The organism is Pseudoalteromonas sp. XMcav2-N (assembly GCF_024124545.1).
In the GTDB taxonomy this organism is placed as follows: domain Bacteria; phylum Pseudomonadota; class Gammaproteobacteria; order Enterobacterales; family Alteromonadaceae; genus Pseudoalteromonas.
Map to the genome: position 1 here is coordinate 493,080 of NZ_JAMXSF010000001.1, position 24,743 is coordinate 517,822.

The window sequence follows — 24,743 nt, forward strand, 5'->3', positions numbered from 1 at the left end:
CACTTACCTGCAGATCTGTGTTTCTATTGGCGCTGAGGCGCAAAACGTTTGCATTGTCATACCGGCACGTTGCAAACGCGCCAGCCGGGTCTGAAAAGCCTGTTCAGCCTGTTCGGCAAATTGGGCTCTGAATTGTTTATCCGCCAGTGGCAATGTCCAGTTACCAGAGGCTGAACTGACTTCAATCGCATCTTTATAAGCAGGCAGGGTATGCTCGAACGGATCGCTGATTTGGCAGCCAATCAGTTCACAGTGCCGACTAAGATGCTCAAGCTGTTTAAAACTGGCCTCGTTAAGCTGGCTGAAGTCGGAGATCAGGTAGATAAGGCTGCCGGGTTTGGCCAGGTGCGATAAACGTTTCAGATTATTGTCAAAAGTCGAGGCCTGATTGTCGCCGCGCTGAGCCAGGCTCTGCGCGTGGATGTCGCACAATTGGTGGCAAAATGCCAGCACGCCTTTATCACGCGCAGTGGGCTTGAGCTCATGGTGGCCTTGTTCACTGAACACTACACCACCGAGCCGGTCACCACGAGCACATGCAGACCAGGCAACCAGGGCACTCAGATGTGCAGCCTGAACAGACTTTAGCAACAGGCGGCTGCCGAACAGCAAAGAACTGGAAAGGTCGCAGAAGATAAAAACCGGACGTTCTTTTTCTTCCTGATACAGCTTGGTATGGGCCTCACCTGTACGTGCCGTTACTCGCCAGTCGATAGCGCGAATATCGTCTCCGTATTGATACTGACGGACCTCGGCAAACTCCATACCCCGGCCTTTATGTGGTGCCAGATATTGCCCTGCCTGATCACTGCGTATAGCGCGTTTAGGCTTTAAATCCAGCAAACGCGCTTTGCTTTTATAATAAAGCAGCTCTTTGAGTGTCAGTTCAACGCCATTACTGTGGCTTTGTGTCAGCCAGCCGGTATGATCGGCATGTTGCATTGAATGCTTCATCATTGCGACCACTTATGGAACGGGAACCAGTTCCAGAATACGGCTGATCACCTGATCTTTGCTGATCCCGTCTGCCTGCGCTTCATAACTCAAAATAATGCGATGACGCAGCACATTATGCAGCACCGCCTGAATATCATCCGGTGTCACAAAATCCTGACCCTGCAACCAGGCATGCGCACGTGCGCACTTGTCCAGTGCAATGGTCGCTCGCGGACTGGCACCATATTCAATCCAGGCACCCAGTTGCTGATCCAGCTCGGCGGCTTCACGGGTAGCAATGATTAACTGTACCAGATAGTGCTCAAGCGGTTCGGCCAGATGCAGTGACAGCACCTTTTTGCGTGCTTCAAATAAGGTCTGTTGTGAAATCGGCGTAAATTGCGCGGTTTGTTCCGACAACGCTTCGCCACGGGTTAAACGCAGGATCTCCAGCTCAGTGTTGGCCTGCGGATAATCAATGTTTAAGTGCAACAGGAAACGGTCTAGCTGTGCTTCCGGCAGTGGATAGGTCCCTTCCTGTTCAAGCGGGTTTTGCGTAGCCATTACCATAAACAGCTCTGGCAGCGGGTACGTTGTTTTGCCTACCGTGATCTGCCGCTCTGCCATGGCTTCCAATAAGGCTGACTGAACCTTAGCCGGCGCACGGTTAATTTCGTCCGCCAAAATCAGGTGATGGAATAAAGGGCCTTTTTCAAATACAAACTCGCTGGTTTGCTGGCGATAGATGTCGGTGCCGGTAATATCGGCGGGCAACAAGTCCGGGGTAAACTGAACACGCTGAAAGCTGCCTTCTATGCCTTTGGCCAGTGCGTTCACGGCACGGGTTTTTGCCAGTCCTGGCGGGCCTTCAACCAGCAAGTGGCCATCTGCTAGCAAGGCAATGAGCAGCGCTTCTGTCAGTGCGCTTTGACCTAAAATTTGAGAGTCGAGGTAGTTTTTCAGTTCACTAAATGCGTTTACTGCCATGGTGCTTTGTCCTTGTTGTGACAAATTTTTTGCTTATTTATAAGGATTGAGGCGCAAAACTCAAGGTTTTGCGGGCGATTTTTTGTAACTTGATTAGACACTGAAGCAGGCGAAAGTTCCCAAATCTTCATTTATTTTTCAGTGACTTTTTGAATTGAGCAAAAATCAGGCTAGATTTAATAGCGGCGTTTAGAAGGACCATCTCAATCGCACTCGAATGATAAGATTTTCCAATTTGCTATTGGCATTAAGGATTCGGTTGTTTAGAATCAAACGACAATAACAGGTCAGACCTGTCAGCGGGAGAGCAAAATTCATGTCTGAACAACACATTCTAAAAACAACAAAAGGGGACCGCATTGCCATTGTTTCTGGTCTGCGTACGCCCTTTGCGAAACAGGCTACGGCCTATCACCACGTACCGGCACTGGACCTGGGTAAGGTCGTTGTCAATGAAATGCTGGAACGCCTCAATATAGATAAGAACGAAATCGACCAGTTGGTCTTCGGCCAGGTGGTGCAAATGCCGGAAGCGCCAAACATTGCGCGTGAAATCGTACTGGGCACCGGCATGCCGGTATCCGTCGATGCTTATTCCGTATCTCGAGCCTGTGCCACCAGCTTCCAGGCGGTCGCCAATGTTGCCGAGTCTATTATTGCCGGTCACACGGCGGTCGGTATCGCCGGTGGTGCGGATTCATCATCCGTGCTACCCATTGGTGTGAGCAAAAAGCTGGCTGGTAGCCTGGTTGATTTAAACAAGGCGCGCACTTTGTCGCAACGCCTGAAGATTTTCTCAAAGCTCAGACTGAAAGATTTGATGCCGGTACCGCCGGCCGTTGCTGAATACTCAACGGGCCTGTCTATGGGTCAGACGGCAGAGCAAATGGCCAAAACTCATGCGATCAGTCGTGCTGATCAGGATGCGCTGGCGCATCGTTCTCACACCCTGGCCGCCAAGGCGTGGGATGCAGGTCTGCTAAAAGACGAAGTCATGACGGCACATGTAGAGCCATACAAAGGTTTTATCGACAAAGATAACAACATTCGTGCTAACTCAACACTGGAAGGCTACGCGAAATTACGTCCGGTCTTTGATCGCAAGCATGGCTCGGTCACTGCGGCAAACGCAACGCCGCTTACTGATGGTGCCGCTGCAGTATTGATGATGAGCGAAAGCAAAGCCAAAGCACTGGGTTACGAAATCCTGGGCTATGTGCGCAACTATGCATTTACCGCTATCGGCGTGCACGAAGACATGCTGATGGGTCCGGCTCACTCCACGCCACTGGCGCTGGAACGCGCTGGTCTGACTCTGCAAGACTTAGATTTAATTGAAATGCACGAAGCGTTTGCGGCGCAAACTCTGGCCAACATGAAGATGTTTGCCTCTGATAAGTTTGCTCAGGAGAAGCAGGGTCGCAGCAAAGCGCTGGGTGAAATCGATATGGATAAATTCAACGTAAACGGTGGCTCTTTGGCCTATGGACACCCGTTTGCGGCAACAGGTGCGCGTTTGATCACGCAAACCCTGAATGAACTGAAACGTCGCGGTGGTGGACTAGCGCTGACTACAGCTTGTGCGGCTGGTGGTCTGGGTGCAGCCTTTGTATTGGAGAGTGCATAATGTCAGTATTTAGTTATGAATTAAACAGCCACCGCGTGGCCATCGTCACCATCGATGTGCCGGGCGAGAAGATGAACACGCTGCGCGACAGCTTTGCCGATGAACTGCTGACTATCCTGGAGCAGGGTCGCAGTGATGATGTAACTGGCATGGTGTTTGTGAGCGGTAAAGACGATAACTTTATCGCCGGTGCCGACATCAAAATGCTGGATCAGGCAAAAACCCGCGAAGATGCGTTGCGCTTATCTGAAATGTGCCAGCAGGCATTTTTCAAAATGCAGAAGCTGCCATTCCCAACGGTTGCGGCCATTCACGGTGCAGCACTGGGTGGCGGTCTGGAATTCGCCCTGGCGTGTGATTATCGCGTATGTAGTGATGACGATAAAACCAAATTAGGTTTGCCAGAAGTACAACTGGGCCTGTTACCTGGCGGTGGCGGCACACAACGTCTGCCAAAACTGGTGGGTATTCAAAAAGCATTAGAATGGATGCTGACGGGCAAGCAAGTGCGTGCCAAGCAAGCTAAAAAAGCCGGTCTGGTTGACGACAGCGTGCCGCACAGTATTTTACTGGATGTGGCCATCAAACTGGCTCGTGGCAGCAAGCCTAAAGCACGTAAACCTAAGCTGGATAAGCTTAGCCAGCTGCTGGAATCAAATCCGTTTGGCCGCAACATCATCTTCAAAAAAGCGCAGGAAAACGTTGAGAAGAAAACCGGTGGCCACTATCCGGCGCCACTGGCTATTATCAAGGCCGTGCGTGCTTCAGTTGAATTAGGTGAACTGAAAGCCTACAAAACAGAAGCCGAAGGGTTTGCTGACTTGGTCATGACCGAAGTGTCACAGTCACTGCGTGGCATTTTCTTCGCGACCACAGAGATGAAAAAAGAGTGGCAAAGCGACGACGCGCCTAAGATTAACCGCGCGGCGGTACTGGGTGGCGGCCTGATGGGCGGCGGTATTGCCCACGTGAGTGCGGTAAAAGCCGGTGTACCTGTGCGCATTAAAGATGTGGCACATCAGGGGATCAGCAATGCACTAAGCTACAGCTACAAGATCCTGTCTAAAAAACAGAAAAAACGTATTCTGTCTAAAGCCGATCTGCAACTGGCAATGAACCGTATCACAGGTACCACTGACTACACCGGCATGCGTCATACTGATATCGTGATTGAAGCGGTATTTGAAGATCTGGCACTGAAGCAAAGCATGGTGGCCGACATCGAGCGTGAATGTACAGAGCAAACCATTTTTGCCAGTAACACATCGTCCTTACCGATTGCGCAGATCGCTGAAAAAGCAGCGCGTCCTGAGAACGTGATTGGCCTGCATTATTTCTCGCCGGTCGAGAAAATGCCACTGGTTGAGATCATCCCGCACGAGGGCACATCACAAGAGACCATCGCTCGTACCGTTAATTTTGCGCGCAAGCAGGGCAAGACGCCTATCGTGGTAAAAGACAAAGCGGGCTTCTATGTCAACCGTATTCTGGCGCCTTACGTGAACGAAGCGGCCAATCTGCTGCTAGCGGGCGAGCCAATCGAAAAGATTGATCAGGCTCTGGTTGAGTTTGGCTTCCCGGTTGGTCCTTTGGCACTGCTGGACGAAGTGGGTGTGGACATCGGCTCAAAAATCGCGCCTATTCTTGAAAAAGAACTGGGTGAGCGCTTTAAAGCACCGGATGCCTTTGCCCGCATGATCGACAGCAAGCGTCTGGGTCGTAAGACCGGCAAGGGCTTCTACAAGTATGAAGCCAAAGGCAAGAAAGTGGACGAGTCTGTTTATGAGTTGCTGGGTATTACACCAGCACCACGTCTGAACAAGCAAGAAATTGCCAGCCGCTGTGTGGCGCAAATGCTGAATGAAGCTGCGCGCTGTCTGGACGAAGGTATCATCGACAGTGCCCGCGATGGTGACATTGGTGCCATCTTTGGTATTGGCTTCCCGCCATTCTTAGGTGGGCCGTTCAGTTACATGGACAAGCGTGGCCTGAACAAAGTGTGTTCAGAGCTGTCTACCTATGCCACCGACAACGCGGTGTTTACACCAGCGGAGCCGCTGCTGGCTAAGGCTGAAGCGGGTGAAGCTTACTACAGCTAAGCATTTGTCTGAACATTAAAAAAGCCGCATTTATGCGGCTTTTTTATTTTCGGCTAAAATAAAGGGAATAATTGTCGGCACACTGTTTGCTATCGGTAACAAAGGTGATAGCGCTCGTCATTTGCCCGGGGATATGGCATGCACAACAGGTACTTTTTTACGTTTATTGCCACGCTGGCTGGCGTAACTGTGCTGGCGAATGTTGTGATGTTCTATATCAGTGATGATGCCAACGAGGTGATAGCAAGATTTGAGCAGCACTGGCAGGAACAGGCCGATATTATTTTACGCGAGGCTGAGCTGCTCGATGACCTGGAACATCAACTCAGTAACGCAAACACCGCGCATCAGGTTAAGGATTATTTACCAGCACAACCACGGCATGAAGTCGACGCGCAAACTACGGTTGCCCTGCAGATAGTGGCGATGATTGCGGCGCTTGACCTGAGTGAGATGGAAAGGCAAGCCCTTGAGCAAATTAAGCACTATCTTGAACACAACCCCACTCGCAGTGACAGCACCATAACATCGACCTCTGAGACGCATCCATCTGAGCAGCTGTATTCGCACCAACATCAGCAATTAGACAGTGCGCTGCAAGCTTTACGTTCAGGCATGGAGGCTCGCATTCAGACAACCCGGCATCAGCACCAGGTGGCGCTTGAAAGCGTGATCAACAAAGGCTCAATAGAAGCCTGGTTGCTGTTGTCATTGATAGCGATCCTGGCTTGTGCTGGTGCTGTGGTGATACGTGGGCAGCTCAGAACCATAGAAGAGCGAGCCTGTTTGTTTAATGCAATCCCGGATGCACTGTTGTATTGCGAGTATAACGGCAGGATCACGCGTGTTAATCAATCCTGCACAGAACTGTTTGGCTATGGCACTCATGAACTACTCAAAATGACAGTAGAAGACCTCATCCCTGTACGCTTTCGCGAGCTGCACCGTAAAGACCGGCGTAATTTTAGCGGACGTGCGCAAATGCGTCGAAAAGGAGAGAACGGGCTGAATATCGTTGGCCTACATAAATCGGGTGATGAGATCCCATTGGATATTGCAATTGCCAGGACGGCACTGGGACAGGAAACTTACTTTGTGGCAGTGATCCGTGATATTCGCCCGGAATTACAGTTACAACAAAAAGCTGAGCTGGACTTTTTAACTCAGGTTTATAATCGTGGTCAGATAGAGCAGCTCCTCAAAGACGAGTTAAGTCGTGCACATCGTTATCAGAGGTCCCTGTCGGTCATGATGGTAGACATAGACAAGTTTAAGACCCTAAACGACACTCTTGGGCATCAGGTTGGTGATGCAGCATTGGCTGAACTCAGTGGATTCCTGATGACTTCTATTCGCCCAAGTGACCGCCTCGGTCGCTGGGGCGGCGATGAGTTTGTGCTGGTATGTCCTGAAATCGGTGCCGAAAAAGCCTTACAAATGGCGGAGCGTCTGGTAATAACTTATAACGAACAGAACCAGTATGATCTGAGTTTGAGTATCGGCGTCACCAGCCGGGCTCAGGTTAGTTCACAGACAGATGTAGAGACACTGATTGGAGAGGCCGACGATGCATTATACCAGGCCAAAGCCGCGGGTCGGGGCAGAGCCGTACTGTTCAGTAGCCATTAGCGCGGGTTTTTACTTTCCCCCTAAAAATCCGTACAATCTGCGGCCATAAACCGATTAGAGGGCCGCCTGCGAGTAGTATGCACCACATTGACGATCTGATCTCGATATTTAACGCCTTGTTTTATCCAACGCACAATACCAAACTGGTCGCAGGGACCGATGAACCCATTTATCTGCCTGCGGATACACAGTGCGATTATCATCGCATTGTTTTTGCACACGGTTTTTATGCCAGTGCGATGCACGAAATTGCGCACTGGCTGGTGGCTGGCAAAGCGCGGCGGGAGTACGAAGACTATGGCTATTGGTACTGCCCGGACGGGCGCAGCAAAGATCAGCAACTGGCCTTTGAGCAGGTGGAAGTGAAGCCTCAGGCCATTGAGTGGGCACTGAGCGCAGCAGCCGGGTTTGCCTTTAATGTCTCTGTCGACAATCTAAATGGCGAGCCGACCTGCCGCTTTGCGTTTCAGCGTCGTGTTCATGCACAGGTGCTGGAAATGTTAACCTGCGGGTTTAATGCCCGAACCTTAGCTTTGTTAGAAGCGTTATCTCAATTTTACTCGACTTCCTGGCCACTCAATGCTGGCCAGTTTGAATGGCATTGTCCACAGGAGTTTGCAGATGCAGTTTAAACTTGGATTAATCGTGAACCCGGTTGCCGGGTTAGGCGGTGCTGTGGCACTAAAGGGCAGTGATGGCAGTGAAACCGCCGAGCTTGCCCGCTCGCTGGGTGCTGAGCCCAAGGCACACAGCCGCACGGCACAGGCCCTGGCGCTGTTACAGCCTTACCGGGACATCATTGAAGTCTATACCGTGAGCGGTGAAATGGGAGAAAACCTGGCCGTTGAGCACGGTTTTTCTACTCAGGTTGTGATGACTTGTGGCACGCCCAGCAGCCCGGAAGATACCGAGCAGGCAGCCAAACTGTTGGCCGATGCCAAAGTCGACCTGCTGCTGTTTGCAGGTGGTGACGGTACCGCGCGCAACATCTGCGGAGCCATTGGCAGCCAAGCCCCGGTGCTGGGTGTACCAGCCGGTTGTAAGATCCACAGTGGCGTGTATGCAATTACCCCCAAAGCGGCTGGTCGGGTAGTAGAGATGCTCATTAAAGGGGAGCTGGTTACCATAGACGACGCAGATGTGATGGACATAGATGAAAGTGCTTTTCGTGCGGGAACCGTGCGCGCCAAGCGCTATGGTGAAATGCAGGTACCCAGTGAATTGCGTTACGTACAAAGCGTAAAAAATGGCGGAAAAGAAAGTGATGAACTGGTACTGGCGGATATCGCTGCGTATGTGATTTCAGAAATGGAAGAAGATGAGCAGTATATTATGGGCTCGGGCTCAACGGTGGCCGCCATAATGGAAGAGCTGGGCCTTGATAACACCTTACTGGGGGTTGATTTGATCCGCGACCATACTCTGCTGGGCAGTGACCTGACGGCGCAACAGCTGCTGGATGCTGCCTCACAGGCATCCACAAAGTTGGTGATCACCCTGATTGGTGGACAGGGCCATATATTTGGCCGCGGCAATCAGCAGCTCAGTCCGGCTTTGATCCGCCAGATTGGCAAAGACAATATCATCGTGGTTGCAACTAAGACCAAGTTGCAGGCACTCAATGGTCGCCCTTTAATAGCAGATACGGGCGATCAGGATCTGGACAACGAACTGAGTGGCTACATCAAAGTAGTGACAGGGTATAATGACCATGTAATGTATGCCGTCGGGCATCAGGATTTAATTTAGGAGACAGAATGTCACTTCAAGCGTATATAGAAGCTGCGCAGCAGTTTTTTGATGAATTAGTAGATAGAGCAAGCGATGACGAGCTGTTTGCTGGTGGCTACTTACGCGGTCATTTCGACCTGGCGGTTGGCTATGCCCAGGTTGAGGAACTGGCGCTGTCAGTGGATGAGCTGAATGCTAAAGTCGAGGCGAGCCTGGTAAAAGCGTACCGTGATGGCGAGCTTAACGAAGAAGACAAGCATCATGTAGTGACCATCTGGGAGCGTCTTAAGCTGTTAGGGGTTTAGCCAGGGCTAATACCAATTTCATTTAATACCTGTTCAATTTGAAGGAGCAAATATGACGCTAACGGCGTTAAAAATTTCTCATTTAGAGTAACTAAATAGCAAAATTTTTGCCTTGTTATCGACCCTATTTTCTCGCCTCAAAATGGAACACTTAATTAAGCAAATTGGTATAACTTTCCTTCGAAAAAGGCGGTTTAGCATCGCCTTTTGGCATTTACAGTATCCAGCGCCACACCACAAATAACGCCGCAAAAGCAATCAGGTAAGTCAGGCCTGCCCAGGTAAGCAGTTGTACTGGTTTACTTTGCTGTGCAAACAGCTCTTTCGAGATCAAAGAGAAATTCAGCCAGGCGAAAAATGGCGTGGTCAGAAATGCTAGTGTCATAGCAAACATCAGCATGTCTTTCAGGTTGGCTTTAAAGAACAACACCAGCACCATGCCGAAGATGGCCTGCACGGTAATGAAAATCGACAAGCTGGCCTTGTTTTGGTGCGGTTTGATCAGCTTAACCGCATCGTCCAGGGTTCTGGCGTAGCCGTCCAGTACCGTGATTGTGGTACCAAACATACACAAAAAGGCGATGGTGGCGATTAACCAGCGAGCCCACTCACCTAAAGTCAGCGCATACATATCGATCAGCTGTTTAGAAAAGGCTACGCCGGCAAGTTCTATTTTCTGGCTTTGCCCGTATTGCAGCAACACTCCCAGGGAAAAGAACACCACTGCCAGAAACAAAGTCAGAAAGTAACCCAGATTAAAGTCAAATAAGCCCTGCGCTTTGCTGAGCGATTGAGTGCGGGTTTTGGCTTTTAACCACAGTGAGTTGATGGCCGATATTTCAATAGGAGCAGGCATCCATCCCATCAGAGCCACCATAAAGCCGAGTAATGCAAGTGAGTAAGGGGACGGTGCCGGTTGCGGCGATGGGTGCACCTGACCTTGTGACACCGCGACCAATAAGGCGGCCAGAGTCGTGGCACATAGCACTGCCATAATCCCTTTACTGGCTCTGTCGAGCAATTTGTAATGACCAAACAATAAAATTCCCAGACACACAAACAGCAGGGCATAGCACAAGGTTGTCAGCGGCAGGTTCCATGGCAGGGCGTATTGTAGTAAGGCGGCCGTCAGTAAGAGTACACCCGCGGTATTCACTACTGCAGCGATGATATTCAGGGCGACAAAAAGATAGAACAGGGCCCGGTTTTTATTGTGATAACCAGTGACCAGGCTATTGCCGCTGTGTAGCGTATATTCCACACCAAAGCGGAAGAAAGGATACTTAAGCAAGTTAACCGCCACGACTAACCACAGTAGCTGCCAGCCGAACAGGGCACCGGCCTGCGTAGCGGCGACCAGATGCGAGCCGCCGACTGCGGCAGTGGCCATCAGGATCCCAGGTCCCAGGTTCTGGAGTTTAGCAAACATTGATTCCAACACGACTTTCCTATTTTTTGCCACTCATGTTAACGATTTGAAAGCGTTTGCCAAGTGGAAAATGACTGGGCTAATGAGGTTGGGTGTTCAAAAGCCCTGTCAGGACGTGAAGTCGGTTAGCTGGTGAAGTACTCTTCGGTGTCGTCTTTGAGGTCCTGATAATCGTCCTCATCCAGATTCAGGGCATCCAGTACGCTTTGCTTCATCACGGGCCAGTCCGGTGCAGCCACAAAACGTTTGTTGGTATGGACCAGATTTTCGGCCATTTTCAGTGTGGAAAATGTGAGCATTTCTTCGTCGGTCCGTTTTTCCTGCAGATAAGTGACATCATGATGACGAAGAATGAGCTGGCAAATTGGTTTGGGCAAGTTCCAGCTATTGGCCAGGTAATAACCAATGACGGCATGGTTGGTCTGATAGTGCTCTTCTTCGAACTCAATCAGCATTTTATCGTAATTACTGTTTGCGGCGCCCAGTACTTCGACATAATCCGCATAGTTAAAAGCCATGGCTGGAATACCGGCATCGTGAAACAGGCCCAGCATATAGAGGTTCTCGACCGGGACTTTGCTTTTGATTTTATTACCAATCAAAGTTGCAACATCGGCAATTTCCTGGGCACTGTCCCAAAATCGCTCTAACTTAATACAACACTTTGACTGGTCAAAAGCCTGCTTAAGCAAGTAGCCGGTTACCAGCATAGTGATGCTGTTTAGCCCCAGAAACATGACGGCCTGACGGATGTCAGTAATGGTGCGCGAAAAACCATAGCTGGAGGAGTTAATGACTTTGAGTACAGCAGCAGAAGTTGCTACGTCTGTCGCTATCAGGGCGGCGATTTCGCTAAGCTCGGGCTCTGGTTGTTGTAATACCTGATGCAAGCTTTGCAACAGTTCTGGCTTTGCTGGCAGGCAAAAGCCATGATTCATATCCTTAAGCACGGCGTTGTCTATTTCGATCATAGCGGTCTCATTGAGAAAATACTAAAAAACACAATTAGCCCGTTGAGGGTCAGGCTATTTTGCCAAGTATAGTAGCTGAGTCGGATTACGCATTCTTTGCGTCAACGCAAAATAACGCATAAATAATACCCACGTAATGGATAAAGGAACAAATGAATTGGCATTGTTACGGTTGTTAAGTTAAAGTTGGCTAATTTTCTTTTTAGGGATTAACTATGGAACAAGCGAAAAACGCAAATAACGACGCCAGCTTCGTTATGCGATTCCTCAATAATATAGAAAGGGTGGGGAACAAGCTGCCCGATCCGGCCATGATTTTCCTCGGTGCTATGCTGCTTATCTGGCTGTTATCCTGGATGTTTTCAGGTGTTAGCTTTGATGCTATCGATCCGCGCACCGGCGAGGCGATTGTTGTCCACAACTTACTCAGTGGTGACGCTCTGGCGGGCTTTCTAGCATCAATGGTTAAAACTTTTACCGGCTTTGCTCCCTTGGGCGTAGTGCTGGTTGCTATGTTGGGTGTTGGTGTTGCTGAACATTCGGGTTTCATTAATGCAGGTCTTAAGCTCATGCTTAAACGCACACCTCAGGCACTGCTTACTCCCTCTATTATTTTGATTGCGATTGTCAGCCACACAGCTACTGATGCTGGCTACGTTCTGGTTATCCCGCTTGCTGGCGTTATATTCTACGCCATGGGTCGTCACCCGCTCGCGGGTATCGCGGCTGCGTTTGCGGGTGTAAGTGGAGGTTTTAGTGCCAACTTTATCCCGTCTGGTATAGACCCGTTGCTACAGAGCTTTACGCAAAGTGCAGCACAAATTATTGACCCGGATATCGCGGTCAACCCTCTGAATAACTGGTTCTTTACCTCAGCATCAAGCGTCTTTATTATTCTGCTGGGCTGGTACATTACTGATAAAATCATTGAACCACGCCTGGCTTCTACTAAAGTCGATGGCGACACCGACGACCTGCCAGAGTTCAATGAAGTGACCAGCAAAGAGCGTTCGGCTTTTTACACCGCCTCTGCGGTTATGCTGGCGGGTATTGGCCTGCTTATCTTCGCCGCCAGTGGTGAAGACTCGGCACTGCGCAGTAAAAGTGGTGCATTGACGGACTTTAGCGCTCCTCTCATGCAGTCGATTGTACCGCTGATCTTCTTATTGTTTTGGATCCCGGGGGCCGTATTTGGCTTTATGGTGGGTACCTTTAAGTCTTCAAAAGACATGATAGATGCAATGAGTAAATCGATGAACTCGATGTCTTATTACATTGTGATGGCGTTTTTCTGTGCACTGTTTATTGCAGCATTCAGCCAGTCAAATCTGGGTGCGTTGCTGGCCATCGAAGGGGCTGAGATCTTAAAAGCAATGGCACTGCCAAGCTCTGTGACCGTGATTGGTATTATTTTCCTGACTGCCTTTGTAAACTTATTTGTCGGTTCCAGCTCGGCAAAATGGGCACTGCTAGGCCCAATTTTTGTGCCTATGCTAATGCAGCTGGGTATTTCACCTGACTTGTCTCAGGCGGCATACCGGGTTGGTGATTCCAGTTCAAACATCATTACCCCGCTGATGCCTTATTTTCCGCTGGTGGTGGTGTACTGCCAGAAGTACGTTAAAGACACGGGTATTGGCACGTTACTGGCGCTGATGCTGCCATACTCTATCGCCTTTTTGATAGGCTGGAGCTTATTCCTGTTGGCATACTGGGGTTTGAGTATTCCTCTGGGCCTGCAATCTAGCTACATCTACCCTGCGGGTTAATTACCTCTCAGGTAAAACCTACTCGCCGCTGGATGGGGCCGCAGAGCCTCATCCTTCTCTCACTTCCTGCTTTGTATTAATTCAAACTCATATTTTGTTTGGCAGTCGCAAAGAAAAAAGCCGGCGTCCGCCGGCTACGTGGATTTGCTATTGGTTGGGCCAAAAGCACCAAGGGAAATTGTACTGCCTCCGTGCAGTAAATATTCAAGGGAGGCTCAAAAATCAAAGTAACCAAAAAGAGCACACATTGGTTAAGAGCGAGCGCATCATACCCATATTAAATGACTAAATTATGACAATTGATCTATGTTCAGGGGTTTAATTTTGCGTGGTCTATTCAGCTGTATGCTAACTGCGCAGAAGCCGCACGCAGTGTGTGTTAATAGAGAAAAGTACTTGAATAGATTAGAATAGTTGCAGGCAAAGGGCCGGTACGGTCAACTAACGAGGAAGGTGAAATGTTACGAGTCACGCTTGAGCAGTGGCGTATGCTTCGCGCTGTGGTAGAACATGGTGGTTTTAACCAGGCTGCCAAGGCTATCCATAAGAGCCAGTCGAGCATTCATACGGCTGTTCAGAAAATAGAAATGGCCCTGTCAGTTAAGTTGTTCCAGGTCGAAGGGCGTAAAACCCGGCTGACTGAGGCGGGCGAAATGATGCTGCGCCGTGCCAGTTATTTGCTGGATGAAGCCGAGAAAGTTGAAGCGGTCGGTCAGACTCTGTCTAAAGGGGTAGAAAGCCACCTGCGCATAGCGGTAGATGAAATATTTCCTCAGACATTGCTTTATAAAGTGCTGGAGGCGACTTCTCAGGCCTATCCTTTGCTGCGCATTGAACTGGTTGAATCTATCCTCTCAGGCTCCTTTGAGGCACTGCAGCACGCCAAGGTCGATATTGCTATTTCACCTATGGTACTGACCGATGGATTCAGCGAGCAGCTGTGTCAGGTTGAGTTTGTGGCCGTTGCTCACCCCAAGCATGCCTTGCATCAGCTGGACCGTGAACTGACGTTGGAAGATCTTAAGTCTTTCAGGCAGATAGTGGTCAGAGATTCTGCGCTGGGTAAAGGCACAGACAGTGGCTGGCTGGGGGCTGATCAGCGTTGGACGGTTAGCCACTTGCGCACTATGGTGGATATGGTAACACAGGGGCTGGGCTTTGCCTGGCTGCCCAGAAGCGCGATAACACAGCAACTCAGTAGCGGGGCACTGCTACCATTAAAACTGACGCACAATCGTACGCGTCTGGCGCAGCTTAATCTGATCTTTAGAGACGGAGATACACTGGGACCAGCAGCCCGGGCGTTTATCGGTGAGCTCAGATACCAGTGTATGGCGCTTGAAGCGCAGGAAAAGACTTAAAGTTCCTGCATTTGATGTGTTTTGACGAGTACCTGTTCAACCGCAACCGGACGGCTAAACCAGTAGCCCTGAAACTCTTTAACGCCCAGTTCAAGCAGCTTATTTAGCTGCTGCTGGGTTTCAACCCCTTCCGCCAGCGCAGCAATCCCCAGGTTATCACACATAGTGAGGATCCCCAGCAACAGAGCTTGTTGCTTTTGATCTGAGGTGATCTGAGTCACCAGAGAGCGATCCAGTTTGAGGCGTTTAATGGGCGAAGCCAAAACCCGGGCGATGTTAGAATATCCAATCCCAAAGTCATCGATACTGAGGCTGAACCCCATTTTATCCAGCGCTTCCATGATCTGATTGTGATCGTCCGCAAAACTGTATTCTGTCAGTTCAAATTCAAACATGCGCGGGCTCAGGCCGTAACTGTGCACAATGGCGAGGGTTTTACGGGCAAATTGCTCACAGGCAATATCCCGGGAGCTGATATTGATGGCAATTGGCACGTGAATATCCGGGTGGCTCTGAAGTGTATAACAAACCTTGTGCAAAATACGTTGCGTCAGCTGATTGACCAGGCCAAACTCTTCGGCAATAGGCACAAACTCACCGGGAGACACCCATCCCAGCAGTGGGCTGTGCCAGCGCGCGAGTGCCTCATAGCCAATCACCGAGTGGGTATTGTCGTGCTTACTTTGCAGCACAATTTGTAATTCGTCATGTTCCAGCGCTTTTTCCAGCAACAGGGCCATTTCATGGCGGGCAAGTGTCTGGCGTCGGGTGCCGTGATCAAAAATGGCCAGGTCATCGCCCGGACTGCGCAGTTCGCACGCCTGCTGCGCATTTTTCAATAAGCGCTCAGGAATGTAGCCATGCTCTGGGTAGGTTGCAATGCCCACGGCGTAGCGCGCATGAAATTGATGCTGACCCAGCTTAAGCCAGAAATCCAGGTGTTGATGCCAGCGCTGCGCGACTTCCAGCACAGGCGCGTCGGGTTCAATGATAATCGCCAGCCGGCCCGCACCAATATAAGCTATCTGGTCGAGCAGGCTGGGGTCGTGTTCTGCAACCTGGTTAATATGGCCATACAAATGTTTATGGAGTTCACCATCAATCAGGTAGTCCAGTACGTGTTTGTTGAGGTTTTCGGCGATCAGCAGAGCAAATGGCCGCCCACGGTCAATATGCACTTGTAACTGCTCAGTGAGCCAGGTTTTATTGGGCAAATTGGTTCTGGCATCAAAATACTTAGCTTGCTGATGCGCAACATCCAAAGCCAGCAGATCCTGCTGAAGTTGGTGCTGATCGGAGACATCGTTAAGGTACCAGGCACATAGCTGCTCGGAGTGATACTCCCGCGAGGCCAGTTCAATGGTCCGCTCGCCCACACGAAAGACATTCACATCTGCATCAAACAAATCGTTGTTAATAAGCAGGTAGCTCAGGTCGTCCTGTGTGACACGGGCAAAATTACAGGGCAGGGGCTGAGTCTGGATCCCCAGTAAACTGCGCGCCTTCTCATTGGCTTCTACAATATTCAAGTCTTGGTCAACTAAAGCGATGGCGTGGAAAGATTTTTGAAAGAAGCGTTGGTAGATTTGTTTTTGAGAGGCAAGCAGTTCGTTGTTACTGGCCATGTGCAGGTTGAGTCGGCTGGCCGCCAAACTGGTGCGCCACACAGCCAGTGGCACGGTACAGTTAAAAAAGAAAAACAGCAAAAAGTGAATATAGATATCGCCATCGACCAGCATGCGCTCACCCGGCGGGATCAGCGAAACATTTACCTGTTGCACTATCATCAGAAACGGCGCGATATTCAATATGGCATAAAAAATCGCAGTGCGCTTACCCAGTAACAACAAAGCCAGAATAGGCGTAATATAAACAAAAATAGACCCTAATTGAGCAAGGGGGAGCAGTGGAATAAATAACTTGATGGCCACCCCTGCGGCCACAATGGCAATCATCAGCAGGTGCGCGCACAGTTGATAGGCACTACGGCTTAGTGTAAGCAGTACACCTATGGTGAGCGTAAAGCCAGATGTCAGCGCCAGCACATAGTCAAGTTCAAATGCCAACGCAGCAGGCAAGCTGTTGACGAAGATCCCCAGACACAATAACAGTCCTGTCACCAAAATGATACGCAGCGCACTAACACGCCAGTTAGGCACCTGACCTGGTGATTGGGTTTCTTCTTCTAGTAAGAAAAAGCGGCTTAAAGAACTCAAAACGTTACAGTTATTATTATTGTTTTTCCCGATACTAAGGCCATAAGAGCTGCAATTCAATGGGTAGAGGTAGTAAAACCTGCGCTAAATCAGCTTAACTGCGGTTTTTTTCAACATAGTGGAGGGGAATTAGGCAAACAACCTCGTAATTTCATTAACAATCTTGTCATCTGGGACGCATGTGAGCTGAGATCTACCCAAGTACATGGCAGCAGACTCTTGTTGCAGTGAACGTGATATACGCACTCGTTGTATCATGCACAGTTCCAACTAATCACGTACCCTTGCGAGCCGGGATCCATCACAACACGGTGCGAAAGTGCCACCAGACTATTGAAGCATGTCAGAGAAGCATGAAATACGTCTACTTTTTGTGTCGAGGGAGTAAACCCGCGACACGTAGTTTCTGGTATTAGTTTGAACCTTGGAAATACGTTTATAAAGTAACGTAACTTGATGGACTTACTATTTTCCCCTGGGATTGCCGATATTAGTAAATCAAGTTGCTTAGCATCCATTTGAGCACACCTTTTTGTTTATATCAGTTAGGATAGAGGGGGTGTGTATTAAAACGGAAAATGACACACAAAACTCAAATTTTGCTAGGCGCATGGTTTAGTTTCAATAGAGTCGCTTTGGCTTGAGCAAAGCATACAGTGGTGGTAGTTTATTGTTATTTAAAGTAATAAATGCTCGAAATGATGGTTTTTTTGAGTAAGGCGTTGAGTGGCTTTTGTATGTTTAGATTCAGTTTTTTAATCTTGGTTCTAATAAGTTTTAGCAGTATGGCGCTTCCGTATGGAGGGTACTGGAAGCCTGAATTTAAAAAGTCTGTGTGTATTCTATGGCAAAACTCAAGTGTTGAAATTTCACCGGAATTAAATGTAAGTATCTATTCCAGCTTCACTTTTAAAGGGGAAGGGTACGAGTTGTCTGAATTACAAAAAAGCAATGGTTTCCAAAAGGGGCAACATACTTTAGATTTCATTATTTCTGGGGTGGATAACACTGCATTCGTTAAAGGTGACTATCCATTTGAGCTCTATGTTGATGGAAACGAGCTCAACAAGGTAGAGAGCAAAGATGCTCAGTACTTTTATTTAACAGGGATAAAAGTGTCTGATATCCTAGCGCGAGCTGAGAGAGGTGATGATTTTGTTGTGGCGCTGAAGTCAGCCTCCGATGAAGTTTTTACAGTAAAATTTAATAGTGAGCAAATTTCTCTGGGTACAAAAATGTATTTTACTTGTTCTGAAAACATCACATAGAAAGGGTGAAAATTTGCTTGGGGGAGCTTTCATAATTGAGGTCTCCCAGCAAATGTATCTAGCATATAAATTAGTACTTGCTTCGTTGCCAGTACTAATGAGTTGAAGCGTTTTTAGTATGATTTTGAAGACACCCCAGAGGTGGGCGTTGGTAATCTTTGGTATGAGCAAAATGGTAGCGATCTCTATATTCCTACTGAGCTTTTCGGCAAATGCTGAAACTTGGCTTCAATACGATGAAAAAATTGAATGTCCCGATGTGTTAGAGTTAAGTGGTAATAACTTTATCATTTTTAATGACTGCTACGGTTTGGACCCAAAAGAACCAATAATCGAAACTGGGAAAGTTGAAATAGGTAACAACTATTTCTTTTTCTTGGATCGAAAGATTAAGCAGCAATCTTTTTTGCAAGAGAATGCCAACCGGCAGAAGCTAAAGGTTTTACTAAAAACTAAAGATGAGCTGAAGCTTCAAAGTGGTACAAAAGTATTCATGTTTAAACGTATCAAATTGCCAAACTAAACAACTAGCATGGCAACGTAAGCGCTTCCTTTGATTGCGGCACTGGTGCAGCCCCCATATAAAAAGTCCCTCAAGCATGTGTTATTATGGGGGACAATACGAATGCTTCTTTAGCTTGGAACAAATCGACGTAAAATTGTTGGCTAACACGTTTGTTATCTATAGCGGCAATCTCCGATATCCCTTTGTCAGTTAGATAAGTGAAAGTCGGTAGGCAAAATTAATGTCTATCAGGCAAAACTTCAGTTGTCTGCACCAATGAATTAAGGCGTCTGGCATAAATCTGTCGGCAGCCTCTACTAAGCATAGCGTATAGGATTGTGGCTTCTCGCATAGTATTGTAATTTGGTCAGTATTTGGCATATTAAATGGTGTTAAACGATACTATGCGCTTATCACGCTGACTTGAAATATTGATATGATAGGACGCCCAGAAGCAAGCGATGTATGCCATTTTAGATATGAGAAAAATTTTATTACTCTTTATTGTATTAAGCTTCAATACGTTTTCTGGCACAGTGCCGAACTGTTCTGAAAATGAACTGTTCGGTGGTAAACTGTTCGAGCTGGAAGTCGTAACCTCTTTTCATGGCAGCTATAACTTTAAGTTTTGCTTTGATGAAACGAGTTACGTTGTGTCAGAATATATAGAGCCGGTATCAACTCGTGGCCCTTTAAAAACTACGATAACACATGAGTCATTGGCCAGGTTAGACGTCAAGACCTCCCAGTATATCAAGGATCTTTACAGAGCCGTTCAAGCTACATTAGTAACCGATAGTGTGCATGGCATGGACGGGTCTACATGGTGCTTTAAGCCGAAAAGTGGAAGCTCATATTCTGAAACCTGTCTTTGGGCACCCAACGCAGCTTGGGAAAGAAGGAATCTCGGTAAGCTAGTTGAGCTTGGTGATAAACTTTTTGAAATATCAAATTTTGCTAGTCTAGAACATAGCGATTAGGAATATAACAAGACACTATGGCGTTAACAGCTAGGCTCCTGTATTTGCCGCTTCTTCTCTTTTTATCAGGTTTATGTATGGCTACAGATAATAGCTCCCCACCAGAGGGGGTGTCACAAGAGGATTGGACTGCTTACCTTAATCACAAAAAAGAGTGGGCTGCAATGCTCAGACAGAGATATGACGATGAGTTAAAAAATTCGCCACCAATACCGCCTTGGGAGAAGTATCCTGAGCATGAGCCGGGTAGTCTTTTTTGGCGGATGGGTATTGGAGAGGAGTACTTAACGGACTATATCGGAGTGTATTTTGAGCACTCATCGCAAGCAGAAATTAACGCCTATAAATTAAAATACCCTGAGCCACCAGATTGGGCTGGCTGGTATAAAGACCAATAAGTTAACTTAAATAGTAAATGTAACACACCAGACAAGAGCGGCAGTGACACTCAATTGAGCCCGGTAGTTTGCGTTTCTCATGGCGGTGGTGGCAATTTTCTCATTTAAAGGCGTTTTGGGTGGAAGAAGTACTAATTAGTTTGTGTTTGGTTGGAAATAAGGTGAGATACAATGCCAGTTACACTGAATCTGTTACAGGGTCCCAATCAGTTGAGTAAAAAGAGGTCAATAGTTGCCTTGTTGGCCGTGGTGAGTTGATAGCTGCTGGCATCAATATTTACCTCCTGACTAGCTTTTACAATATTTTCAAATGCTCCCAAGTTAAAACTTGCCCAAACGTTTTCTCTGCCTGGATGGTACTAGACTCATGAAAAAGCTACTGCTTTATTTAATTCTTCTCTCAATAATTATTACAGTACTCTTTAAGACTATTTCTTATTGGCCTGAAACTAAGGTGAAACATTTAGTCTATGTTTACATTTACTCAGAACAATATATTGATGCAATGAAGGAAGTTGAGAAAAAAGGATATGTTTCCATACAATGGTTGGGTAAATCGTCACTAAGAGAAGAGAGTTCGCTAGCTTGGGTAGCCGGCGAACCTAAATATAAAAAAGTGGACAAGCCGGACTTAAGCAGAATAGTCAAGCCATTTGAAGATTCAGCTATTCATGCTCTCTGGCTACAAAATTATGGGGGGGCGTGGTTAGTTAGGAAAGCTTTTTCATACAAAGGTGAAAACGGTATAGGTGAAGGTATGTATGCGTTTGGTAACGTAAACCCCAAAGATGTTTGTTTACCCAATACTCACTGTGTAGAGCACCTTTTTGGTCAGTGGTACGTTATAAAAAATTAGTACGAAAAAACTCAATATATAAGGCACAGTGTGTGCTTAAAAGAGCATAATCGTTATTTCTAACTGAGAAGGCTGTGGGATGCTTGATGAAAAAGTTATGATCCATGGGCAGGTATGGCTATTCTGATATTGAGAAAGAAGTATCTTGGTGTAAAGCCTTGGTTTGGGATTACCAACAATATCGAAAAGAAAATGACCATGAACACTGTGCAATTTGTTATTGGACTATTTTTAAAACTCACGATGTGGCTTCAGGCTTCGCATATAGTGCAAACGGTCATTGGATCTGCCAAGAGTGCTTTGATTATTTTATAAAGTAAGGCAACCAGAGAAGGGTTAAAGTCTGTGTCGAACCCATTTGCTCTAAAACCATGGATACTTGATAAGTAGGAAATAGCCAGGCCTAATAATGTGCAATATAACGGTTGTGTGGGTAAGCCAGCTGAACGTGTTTTCAGGTAAGAGCCGATATGGCTAGAGGCATACGTAGGTTCGATGCAGCGAGGCTATAAAAAAGGAAATATGGACGGAATATTCAAACATAATGTCGTTAATCTAGTAATTTCAACATTGGCTATCTTATGCGCTTACTGCATCGAACTGGGTGGTGTTTTGTTTTGGTTTGGGGGGCTGCTAGTTATTCCTGCAATCGCCGTTTGGTTTCAGTTTAAGTTTGCGCTCGGTTGTTTCAAGCTTCGCCTTAGTGTTGCGGTTGCACCCTGGTTAGTGCTTTGTCTGTCTGGGTTACTTTGGGCTTCAAAAGCGAGTCATGAAGGTCAACGAGCAATGAATATGCTCTTTTTTGAGATGCCCTTGTATTCTATTTTGATTGGAGCTTTGGTCGTAACAACCAGGTTTATTTATAAGAAATTCAGAGAAAGAAGTTAGCTTCTTTATAAGGCTCAGAGACACCCACCCCAAACTGGCGTACAGTGTGTTTCTGATAAAGGAAACCTTGTGGTGGGTGTCGTCTTTGTTGGCGAGGTGCTGCTCGAGTTCAGCGTTTAAAGCCGCTTCTGTGATCTGCTTAATCAACGGCGTTAAAATACCATCTTTGCCAGTCAGATCCTGACCAGCCTGTAGCGCCTTAACGGCTTTGTCGATATCGAAGTTTTGAGTCATGTGTCACTCCTGTTTTAATCATAATAGTGAAATGACACAGAATTTTGAACACTACCCCTCCCGCAGATCAAGGCGTTATGAGGAAGAGTCTAACTAACCTTCGTTTGCAAATATGCCATAAAAGCATTTGTTTTTGCTGGTATGAAAGTTCGAGTTGGATAGATCAGCCAAATAGCGTTGTTAAAATTTTTTCCGCTGATATGCCAATCATCTAAGATACTCACTAATTTTTTGTTTTTTAATTCTTCTCTAATGATCCAATCTGGTAGTAAAGAGATGCCAAAACCACTTTTTATACACTCCTTAATGGCTGATGCTGAGGTAATTGTTAGCATTGGGCTGATAGAGACCGTTTCGGTATTTTGATCCTGCCTAAAATTCCATTCTTTATTAAAGCTATTATAACTGAAACTAATTAGTCGATGCTTTTGAATATCTTGCGGGGCTTGAATTGAACAAGATGCCTCTAAATATTCTTTACTGGCCACCAATAGGTATCGAACGTCGATTAGCTTTCTTGCAATAAAGCTACTATCACTCAAATTACCATGACGAATTGCTAAATCAAATTGCTCGTCGATGATGTTTGATTGACTATCTGAAAGCGTCAGCTCTACTCGAATCTTGGGATATTGAGCGTGAAACCCCTTCATCAGAGGGGCTAAAACAGTTTGACCGAATGATGTCGAAGCAGTCACTCTCAGCGTACCGAATGGTTCGGAGGTTTGAGTAAGAATTTCTTGCTCTGCAAGTTCTAACTCTTCAATTAGGATTTCTACCCGTTGGTAGTAGTGTTCTCCTGATTGAGTGGGGGCAAGGCGACGAGTTGTACGTTGAAATAATCGTGTTTGAAGTTTTTCTTCAAGTGAAGCAATCGCTCGGGACACAGATGAAGGCGCCATATTCAACTCCTTAGCAACCGCAGCGAAGCTTCGCGCTCTGTAAACTGAAATGAAAAGTCGTATTTGCTCAATATCCATTAGTGCATCATACGCACGAATGATTTGCGTTTCATCTGGTTTTTTGATTTTTTTTGATGAGTATGATGCTTCTATCGCTTAACACTCAGTAAGAGAGCACACAATGCCAACAATATTACGATTGGATTCTAGCCCAAGAGACAATTCGTCTCATTCACGAGCGGTTGCTGATGCAGTAGAGCAATCGCTCATTTCTAATAGCGAAGATTGGAGCGTCATTAGACGAGACCTATCGACCCAGCATATTGATGTTATTAGCCAAGAAACGATAGAAGGTTTTTACGCGGCAAAAGAAAGCCTGCCTCAAAACCTTAAAAAAGCCATCGCCTTATCGGATGAATTGATTGCTGAGCTTGCAGAGGCCGAAACGCTGATAATTAGCGCGCCTATCTATAACTTTAGTATTCCTTCATCACTTAAAGCATGGATTGATCAAATTGTAAGGGTGAATGAAACATTTGCATTTGATGGTGATTCCTTTAACGGTTTGGCTAAAACGAAGCGAGCGATACTGGCATTATCTTATGGTGCAACAGGTTATACCCAAGGTGGCGAACTGTCTGATATGAATTTTTTCGAACCGTATTTGGTGTCTCTGCTTAAGTTTATAGGCATTAACGAACTTGAAGTATTTAGAATTGAAGGCACGTCGATACTAGATTCAGATCAACTGGCAGTAGCAAAAGCAGAGCTTTATTCGCAAATAAACAAAACATTGAAAGGAGGAAATAAAAATGTCTAATGCTTTAAATTTCTCGGGAAAAACTGCGCTCATTATGGGTGCAAGCAGAGGAATAGGTCTGGCAACAGCGGAACTGTTTGCTGAGCTCGGGGCTACGGTTGTGCTTGTTGGGAGAACGACTGATAGCTTAAAAAAAGCAGCGCAGAAGATAACGAATCAAGGCGGTACTGCCTTTGCATTTCACTGCGACGTTAGCAATTATTCGTCTGTAAATGCTGCTGTTGAGTACTGTATCAGTCAAACAGGACAAATAGACTTCTTAATCAATAATGCTGGAGTCATTGAGCCACTCGCGCATTTAATCGATAGTGACCCTGAAGAGTGGGCACTGGCCGCGGATATCAACTTTAAAGGTGTATATTACGGTATGCGTGCTGCACTTCCTCATATGGTTGAGGCGGGTCATGGCGTTGTGGTAAATATGAGTTCAGGTGCTGCTAATAGTGCGTTACCCGGATGGAGTCACTACTGTTCAACTAAAGTCGCGGCGAAGAAACTAACCGAAGTTGCACATCGCGAGCTTCAAGGCACTAATATTCGAGTTGTAGGCCTCTCGCCAGGCACGGTAGCCACTGATATGATGTCGAAAATTCGTGATGCTAAGATTAATGTGGTAAGCGATTTGGAGTGGTCGGCACATATCCCAGCTGAATGGGCGGCCAAAGCAGTCTCATTTTTATGTGGTCCAGAGGGAGAAGAGTTTGCAGGCACTGACTTTTCAATTAAAACACCCGAAGGAAGGGAGCGTGTGGGTCTTCCTGTGAAGTAACTCATACCAAGTCAAACCAGCCGACCGCTAAAGTGTTGGCTGATTGAAGCGTTATGCGTGTCG

The 24,743-nt window shown here is 47.2% G+C and carries 21 protein-coding genes and 1 pseudogene; 15 read left to right on the forward strand and 7 right to left on the reverse strand.

From position 1 onward, the window contains the following. Positions 1 to 3 precede the first annotated feature (3 nt). Together NH568_RS01975 and NH568_RS01980 are read right to left on the reverse strand one after the other, a co-directional pair. Entirely contained in the window at positions 4 to 942 is a 939-nt protein-coding gene (locus NH568_RS01975; protein ID WP_253044509.1) for a DUF58 domain-containing protein, read from the reverse strand. Positions 943 to 966: 24 nt separating this feature from the next. Continuing rightward, positions 967 to 1,923 carry a MoxR family ATPase gene (locus tag NH568_RS01980; protein WP_253044316.1) on the reverse strand — a complete coding sequence of 319 codons (957 nt, stop codon included), beginning with the start codon at positions 1,921 to 1,923 and terminating at the stop codon, positions 967 to 969. 316 nt (positions 1,924 to 2,239) lie between these two features. Here NH568_RS01980 and fadI point away from each other — a divergent pair, with 316 nt between their 5' ends. The 6 genes from fadI to NH568_RS02010 all read left to right on the forward strand — a co-directional run bounded on the left by fadI (position 2,240) and on the right by NH568_RS02010 (position 9,314). Beyond that, the gene (gene fadI, locus NH568_RS01985; RefSeq protein WP_253044317.1) at positions 2,240 to 3,550 is read left to right on the forward strand and encodes an acetyl-CoA C-acyltransferase FadI; all 1,311 of its coding nucleotides are present in this window, start codon (positions 2,240 to 2,242) and stop codon (positions 3,548 to 3,550) included. Then, on the forward strand, positions 3,550 to 5,649 hold the full coding sequence (gene fadJ, locus NH568_RS01990) for a fatty acid oxidation complex subunit alpha FadJ (RefSeq protein ID WP_138543827.1): 2,100 nt from the start codon (positions 3,550 to 3,552) through the stop codon (positions 5,647 to 5,649). Before fadI ends, fadJ begins: the two co-directional genes overlap by 1 nt. A 138-nt stretch (positions 5,650 to 5,787) precedes the next feature. Further along, positions 5,788 to 7,278 (forward strand): sensor domain-containing diguanylate cyclase, encoded by a 1,491-nt coding sequence (locus NH568_RS01995; protein WP_253044318.1) that lies wholly within the window; start codon positions 5,788 to 5,790, stop codon positions 7,276 to 7,278. A 77-nt stretch (positions 7,279 to 7,355) separates the two neighbouring features. Next, positions 7,356 to 7,910 (forward strand): elongation factor P hydroxylase, encoded by a 555-nt coding sequence (locus tag NH568_RS02000; RefSeq protein ID WP_253044319.1) that lies wholly within the window; start codon positions 7,356 to 7,358, stop codon positions 7,908 to 7,910. Continuing rightward, a complete protein-coding gene (locus NH568_RS02005) occupies positions 7,900 to 9,027 on the forward strand; it encodes an ATP-NAD kinase family protein (RefSeq protein ID WP_253044320.1) in 1,128 nt (375 codons plus the stop codon). Before NH568_RS02000 ends, NH568_RS02005 begins: the two co-directional genes overlap by 11 nt. A gap of 8 nt (positions 9,028 to 9,035) precedes the next feature. After that, positions 9,036 to 9,314, forward strand: a complete 279-nt coding sequence (locus NH568_RS02010; RefSeq protein WP_253044321.1) for a YfcL family protein — start codon at positions 9,036 to 9,038, stop codon at positions 9,312 to 9,314. 214 nt (positions 9,315 to 9,528) lie between these two features. On the opposite strand, the gene NH568_RS02015 is transcribed toward NH568_RS02010, so the two are convergent. Both NH568_RS02015 and NH568_RS02020 read right to left on the reverse strand, forming a co-directional pair. Beyond that, positions 9,529 to 10,743 (reverse strand): divalent metal cation transporter, encoded by a 1,215-nt coding sequence (locus NH568_RS02015; RefSeq protein ID WP_253044322.1) that lies wholly within the window; start codon positions 10,741 to 10,743, stop codon positions 9,529 to 9,531. 125 nt (positions 10,744 to 10,868) lie between these two features. Continuing rightward, positions 10,869 to 11,714: an HDOD domain-containing protein gene (locus NH568_RS02020; RefSeq protein ID WP_253044323.1), complete on the reverse strand. Its 846-nt coding sequence runs from the start codon at positions 11,712 to 11,714 to the stop codon at positions 10,869 to 10,871. 215 nt (positions 11,715 to 11,929) lie between these two features. On the opposite strand from NH568_RS02020, the gene NH568_RS02025 reads away from it, so the two are divergent. Continuing rightward, positions 11,930 to 13,483, forward strand: a complete 1,554-nt coding sequence (locus tag NH568_RS02025; RefSeq protein WP_253044324.1) for an AbgT family transporter — start codon at positions 11,930 to 11,932, stop codon at positions 13,481 to 13,483. Positions 13,484 to 13,941: 458 nt separating this feature from the next. Next, positions 13,942 to 14,844: a LysR family transcriptional regulator gene (locus NH568_RS02030; RefSeq protein WP_253044325.1), complete on the forward strand. Its 903-nt coding sequence runs from the start codon at positions 13,942 to 13,944 to the stop codon at positions 14,842 to 14,844. Here NH568_RS02030 and NH568_RS02035 read toward each other — a convergent pair. Further along, positions 14,841 to 17,060 carry a GGDEF domain-containing phosphodiesterase gene (locus tag NH568_RS02035; protein WP_253044326.1) on the reverse strand — a complete coding sequence of 740 codons (2,220 nt, stop codon included), beginning with the start codon at positions 17,058 to 17,060 and terminating at the stop codon, positions 14,841 to 14,843. The two genes, NH568_RS02030 and NH568_RS02035, sit on opposite strands and share 4 nt — an antisense overlap. A gap of 785 nt (positions 17,061 to 17,845) precedes the next feature. On the opposite strand from NH568_RS02035, the gene NH568_RS02040 reads away from it, so the two are divergent. The 5 genes from NH568_RS02040 to NH568_RS02060 all read left to right on the forward strand — a co-directional run bounded on the left by NH568_RS02040 (position 17,846) and on the right by NH568_RS02060 (position 21,067). Next, on the forward strand, positions 17,846 to 18,328 hold the full coding sequence (locus NH568_RS02040) for a hypothetical protein (protein WP_253044327.1): 483 nt from the start codon (positions 17,846 to 17,848) through the stop codon (positions 18,326 to 18,328). Between the two features lie 163 nt (positions 18,329 to 18,491). Next, the gene (locus NH568_RS02045; protein ID WP_253044328.1) at positions 18,492 to 18,851 is read left to right on the forward strand and encodes a hypothetical protein; all 360 of its coding nucleotides are present in this window, start codon (positions 18,492 to 18,494) and stop codon (positions 18,849 to 18,851) included. A gap of 443 nt (positions 18,852 to 19,294) precedes the next feature. Beyond that, positions 19,295 to 19,813: a hypothetical protein gene (locus NH568_RS02050; protein WP_253044329.1), complete on the forward strand. Its 519-nt coding sequence runs from the start codon at positions 19,295 to 19,297 to the stop codon at positions 19,811 to 19,813. 77 nt (positions 19,814 to 19,890) lie between these two features. Beyond that, positions 19,891 to 20,211, forward strand: a complete 321-nt coding sequence (locus NH568_RS02055) for a hypothetical protein (protein ID WP_253044330.1) — start codon at positions 19,891 to 19,893, stop codon at positions 20,209 to 20,211. A 367-nt stretch (positions 20,212 to 20,578) separates the two neighbouring features. Next, positions 20,579 to 21,067, forward strand: coding sequence for a hypothetical protein (locus NH568_RS02060; RefSeq protein WP_253044331.1), 489 nt, complete (start codon positions 20,579 to 20,581; stop codon positions 21,065 to 21,067). Positions 21,068 to 22,036: 969 nt separating this feature from the next. On the opposite strand, the pseudogene NH568_RS02065 reads toward NH568_RS02060, so the two are convergent. Next, positions 22,037 to 22,189 (reverse strand): annotated as a pseudogene (locus NH568_RS02065) (IS256 family transposase); the annotation flags it as partial. Between the two features lie 89 nt (positions 22,190 to 22,278). Beyond that, a complete protein-coding gene (locus NH568_RS02070; protein ID WP_253044332.1) occupies positions 22,279 to 23,169 on the reverse strand; it encodes a LysR family transcriptional regulator in 891 nt (296 codons plus the stop codon). 103 nt (positions 23,170 to 23,272) lie between these two features. Here NH568_RS02070 and NH568_RS02075 point away from each other — a divergent pair, with 103 nt between their 5' ends. Together NH568_RS02075 and NH568_RS02080 are read left to right on the forward strand one after the other, a co-directional pair. Then, positions 23,273 to 23,911, forward strand: a complete 639-nt coding sequence (locus NH568_RS02075) for an NAD(P)H-dependent oxidoreductase (RefSeq protein ID WP_253044333.1) — start codon at positions 23,273 to 23,275, stop codon at positions 23,909 to 23,911. Then, positions 23,904 to 24,680, forward strand: coding sequence for an SDR family oxidoreductase (locus NH568_RS02080; protein ID WP_253044334.1), 777 nt, complete (start codon positions 23,904 to 23,906; stop codon positions 24,678 to 24,680). Before NH568_RS02075 ends, NH568_RS02080 begins: the two co-directional genes overlap by 8 nt. The last annotated feature ends 63 nt before the right edge of the window (positions 24,681 to 24,743 follow it).

Coding starts and splice junctions, on each gene's coding strand:
- NH568_RS02075 (WP_253044333.1), top strand. CDS start 23,273: ATGCCAACAATATTACGATTGGATTCTAGCCCAAGAGACAATTCGTCT.
- NH568_RS02015 (WP_253044322.1), bottom strand. CDS start 10,743: ATGTTTGCTAAACTCCAGAACCTGGGACCTGGGATCCTGATGGCCACT.
- NH568_RS02055 (WP_253044330.1), top strand. CDS start 19,891: ATGGCTACAGATAATAGCTCCCCACCAGAGGGGGTGTCACAAGAGGAT.
- NH568_RS02045 (WP_253044328.1), top strand. CDS start 18,492: ATGAGCAAAATGGTAGCGATCTCTATATTCCTACTGAGCTTTTCGGCA.
- NH568_RS02040 (WP_253044327.1), top strand. CDS start 17,846: ATGGCGCTTCCGTATGGAGGGTACTGGAAGCCTGAATTTAAAAAGTCT.
- fadI (WP_253044317.1), top strand. CDS start 2,240: ATGTCTGAACAACACATTCTAAAAACAACAAAAGGGGACCGCATTGCC.
- NH568_RS02020 (WP_253044323.1), bottom strand. CDS start 11,714: ATGATCGAAATAGACAACGCCGTGCTTAAGGATATGAATCATGGCTTT.
- NH568_RS01975 (WP_253044509.1), bottom strand. CDS start 942: ATGCAACATGCCGATCATACCGGCTGGCTGACACAAAGCCACAGTAAT.
- NH568_RS02000 (WP_253044319.1), top strand. CDS start 7,356: ATGCACCACATTGACGATCTGATCTCGATATTTAACGCCTTGTTTTAT.
- NH568_RS02010 (WP_253044321.1), top strand. CDS start 9,036: ATGTCACTTCAAGCGTATATAGAAGCTGCGCAGCAGTTTTTTGATGAA.
- NH568_RS02030 (WP_253044325.1), top strand. CDS start 13,942: ATGTTACGAGTCACGCTTGAGCAGTGGCGTATGCTTCGCGCTGTGGTA.
- NH568_RS02050 (WP_253044329.1), top strand. CDS start 19,295: ATGTATGCCATTTTAGATATGAGAAAAATTTTATTACTCTTTATTGTA.
- fadJ (WP_138543827.1), top strand. CDS start 3,550: ATGTCAGTATTTAGTTATGAATTAAACAGCCACCGCGTGGCCATCGTC.
- NH568_RS02025 (WP_253044324.1), top strand. CDS start 11,930: ATGGAACAAGCGAAAAACGCAAATAACGACGCCAGCTTCGTTATGCGA.
- NH568_RS01995 (WP_253044318.1), top strand. CDS start 5,788: ATGCACAACAGGTACTTTTTTACGTTTATTGCCACGCTGGCTGGCGTA.
- NH568_RS02070 (WP_253044332.1), bottom strand. CDS start 23,169: ATGGATATTGAGCAAATACGACTTTTCATTTCAGTTTACAGAGCGCGA.
- NH568_RS01980 (WP_253044316.1), bottom strand. CDS start 1,923: ATGGCAGTAAACGCATTTAGTGAACTGAAAAACTACCTCGACTCTCAA.
- NH568_RS02060 (WP_253044331.1), top strand. CDS start 20,579: ATGAAAAAGCTACTGCTTTATTTAATTCTTCTCTCAATAATTATTACA.
- NH568_RS02005 (WP_253044320.1), top strand. CDS start 7,900: ATGCAGTTTAAACTTGGATTAATCGTGAACCCGGTTGCCGGGTTAGGC.
- NH568_RS02080 (WP_253044334.1), top strand. CDS start 23,904: ATGTCTAATGCTTTAAATTTCTCGGGAAAAACTGCGCTCATTATGGGT.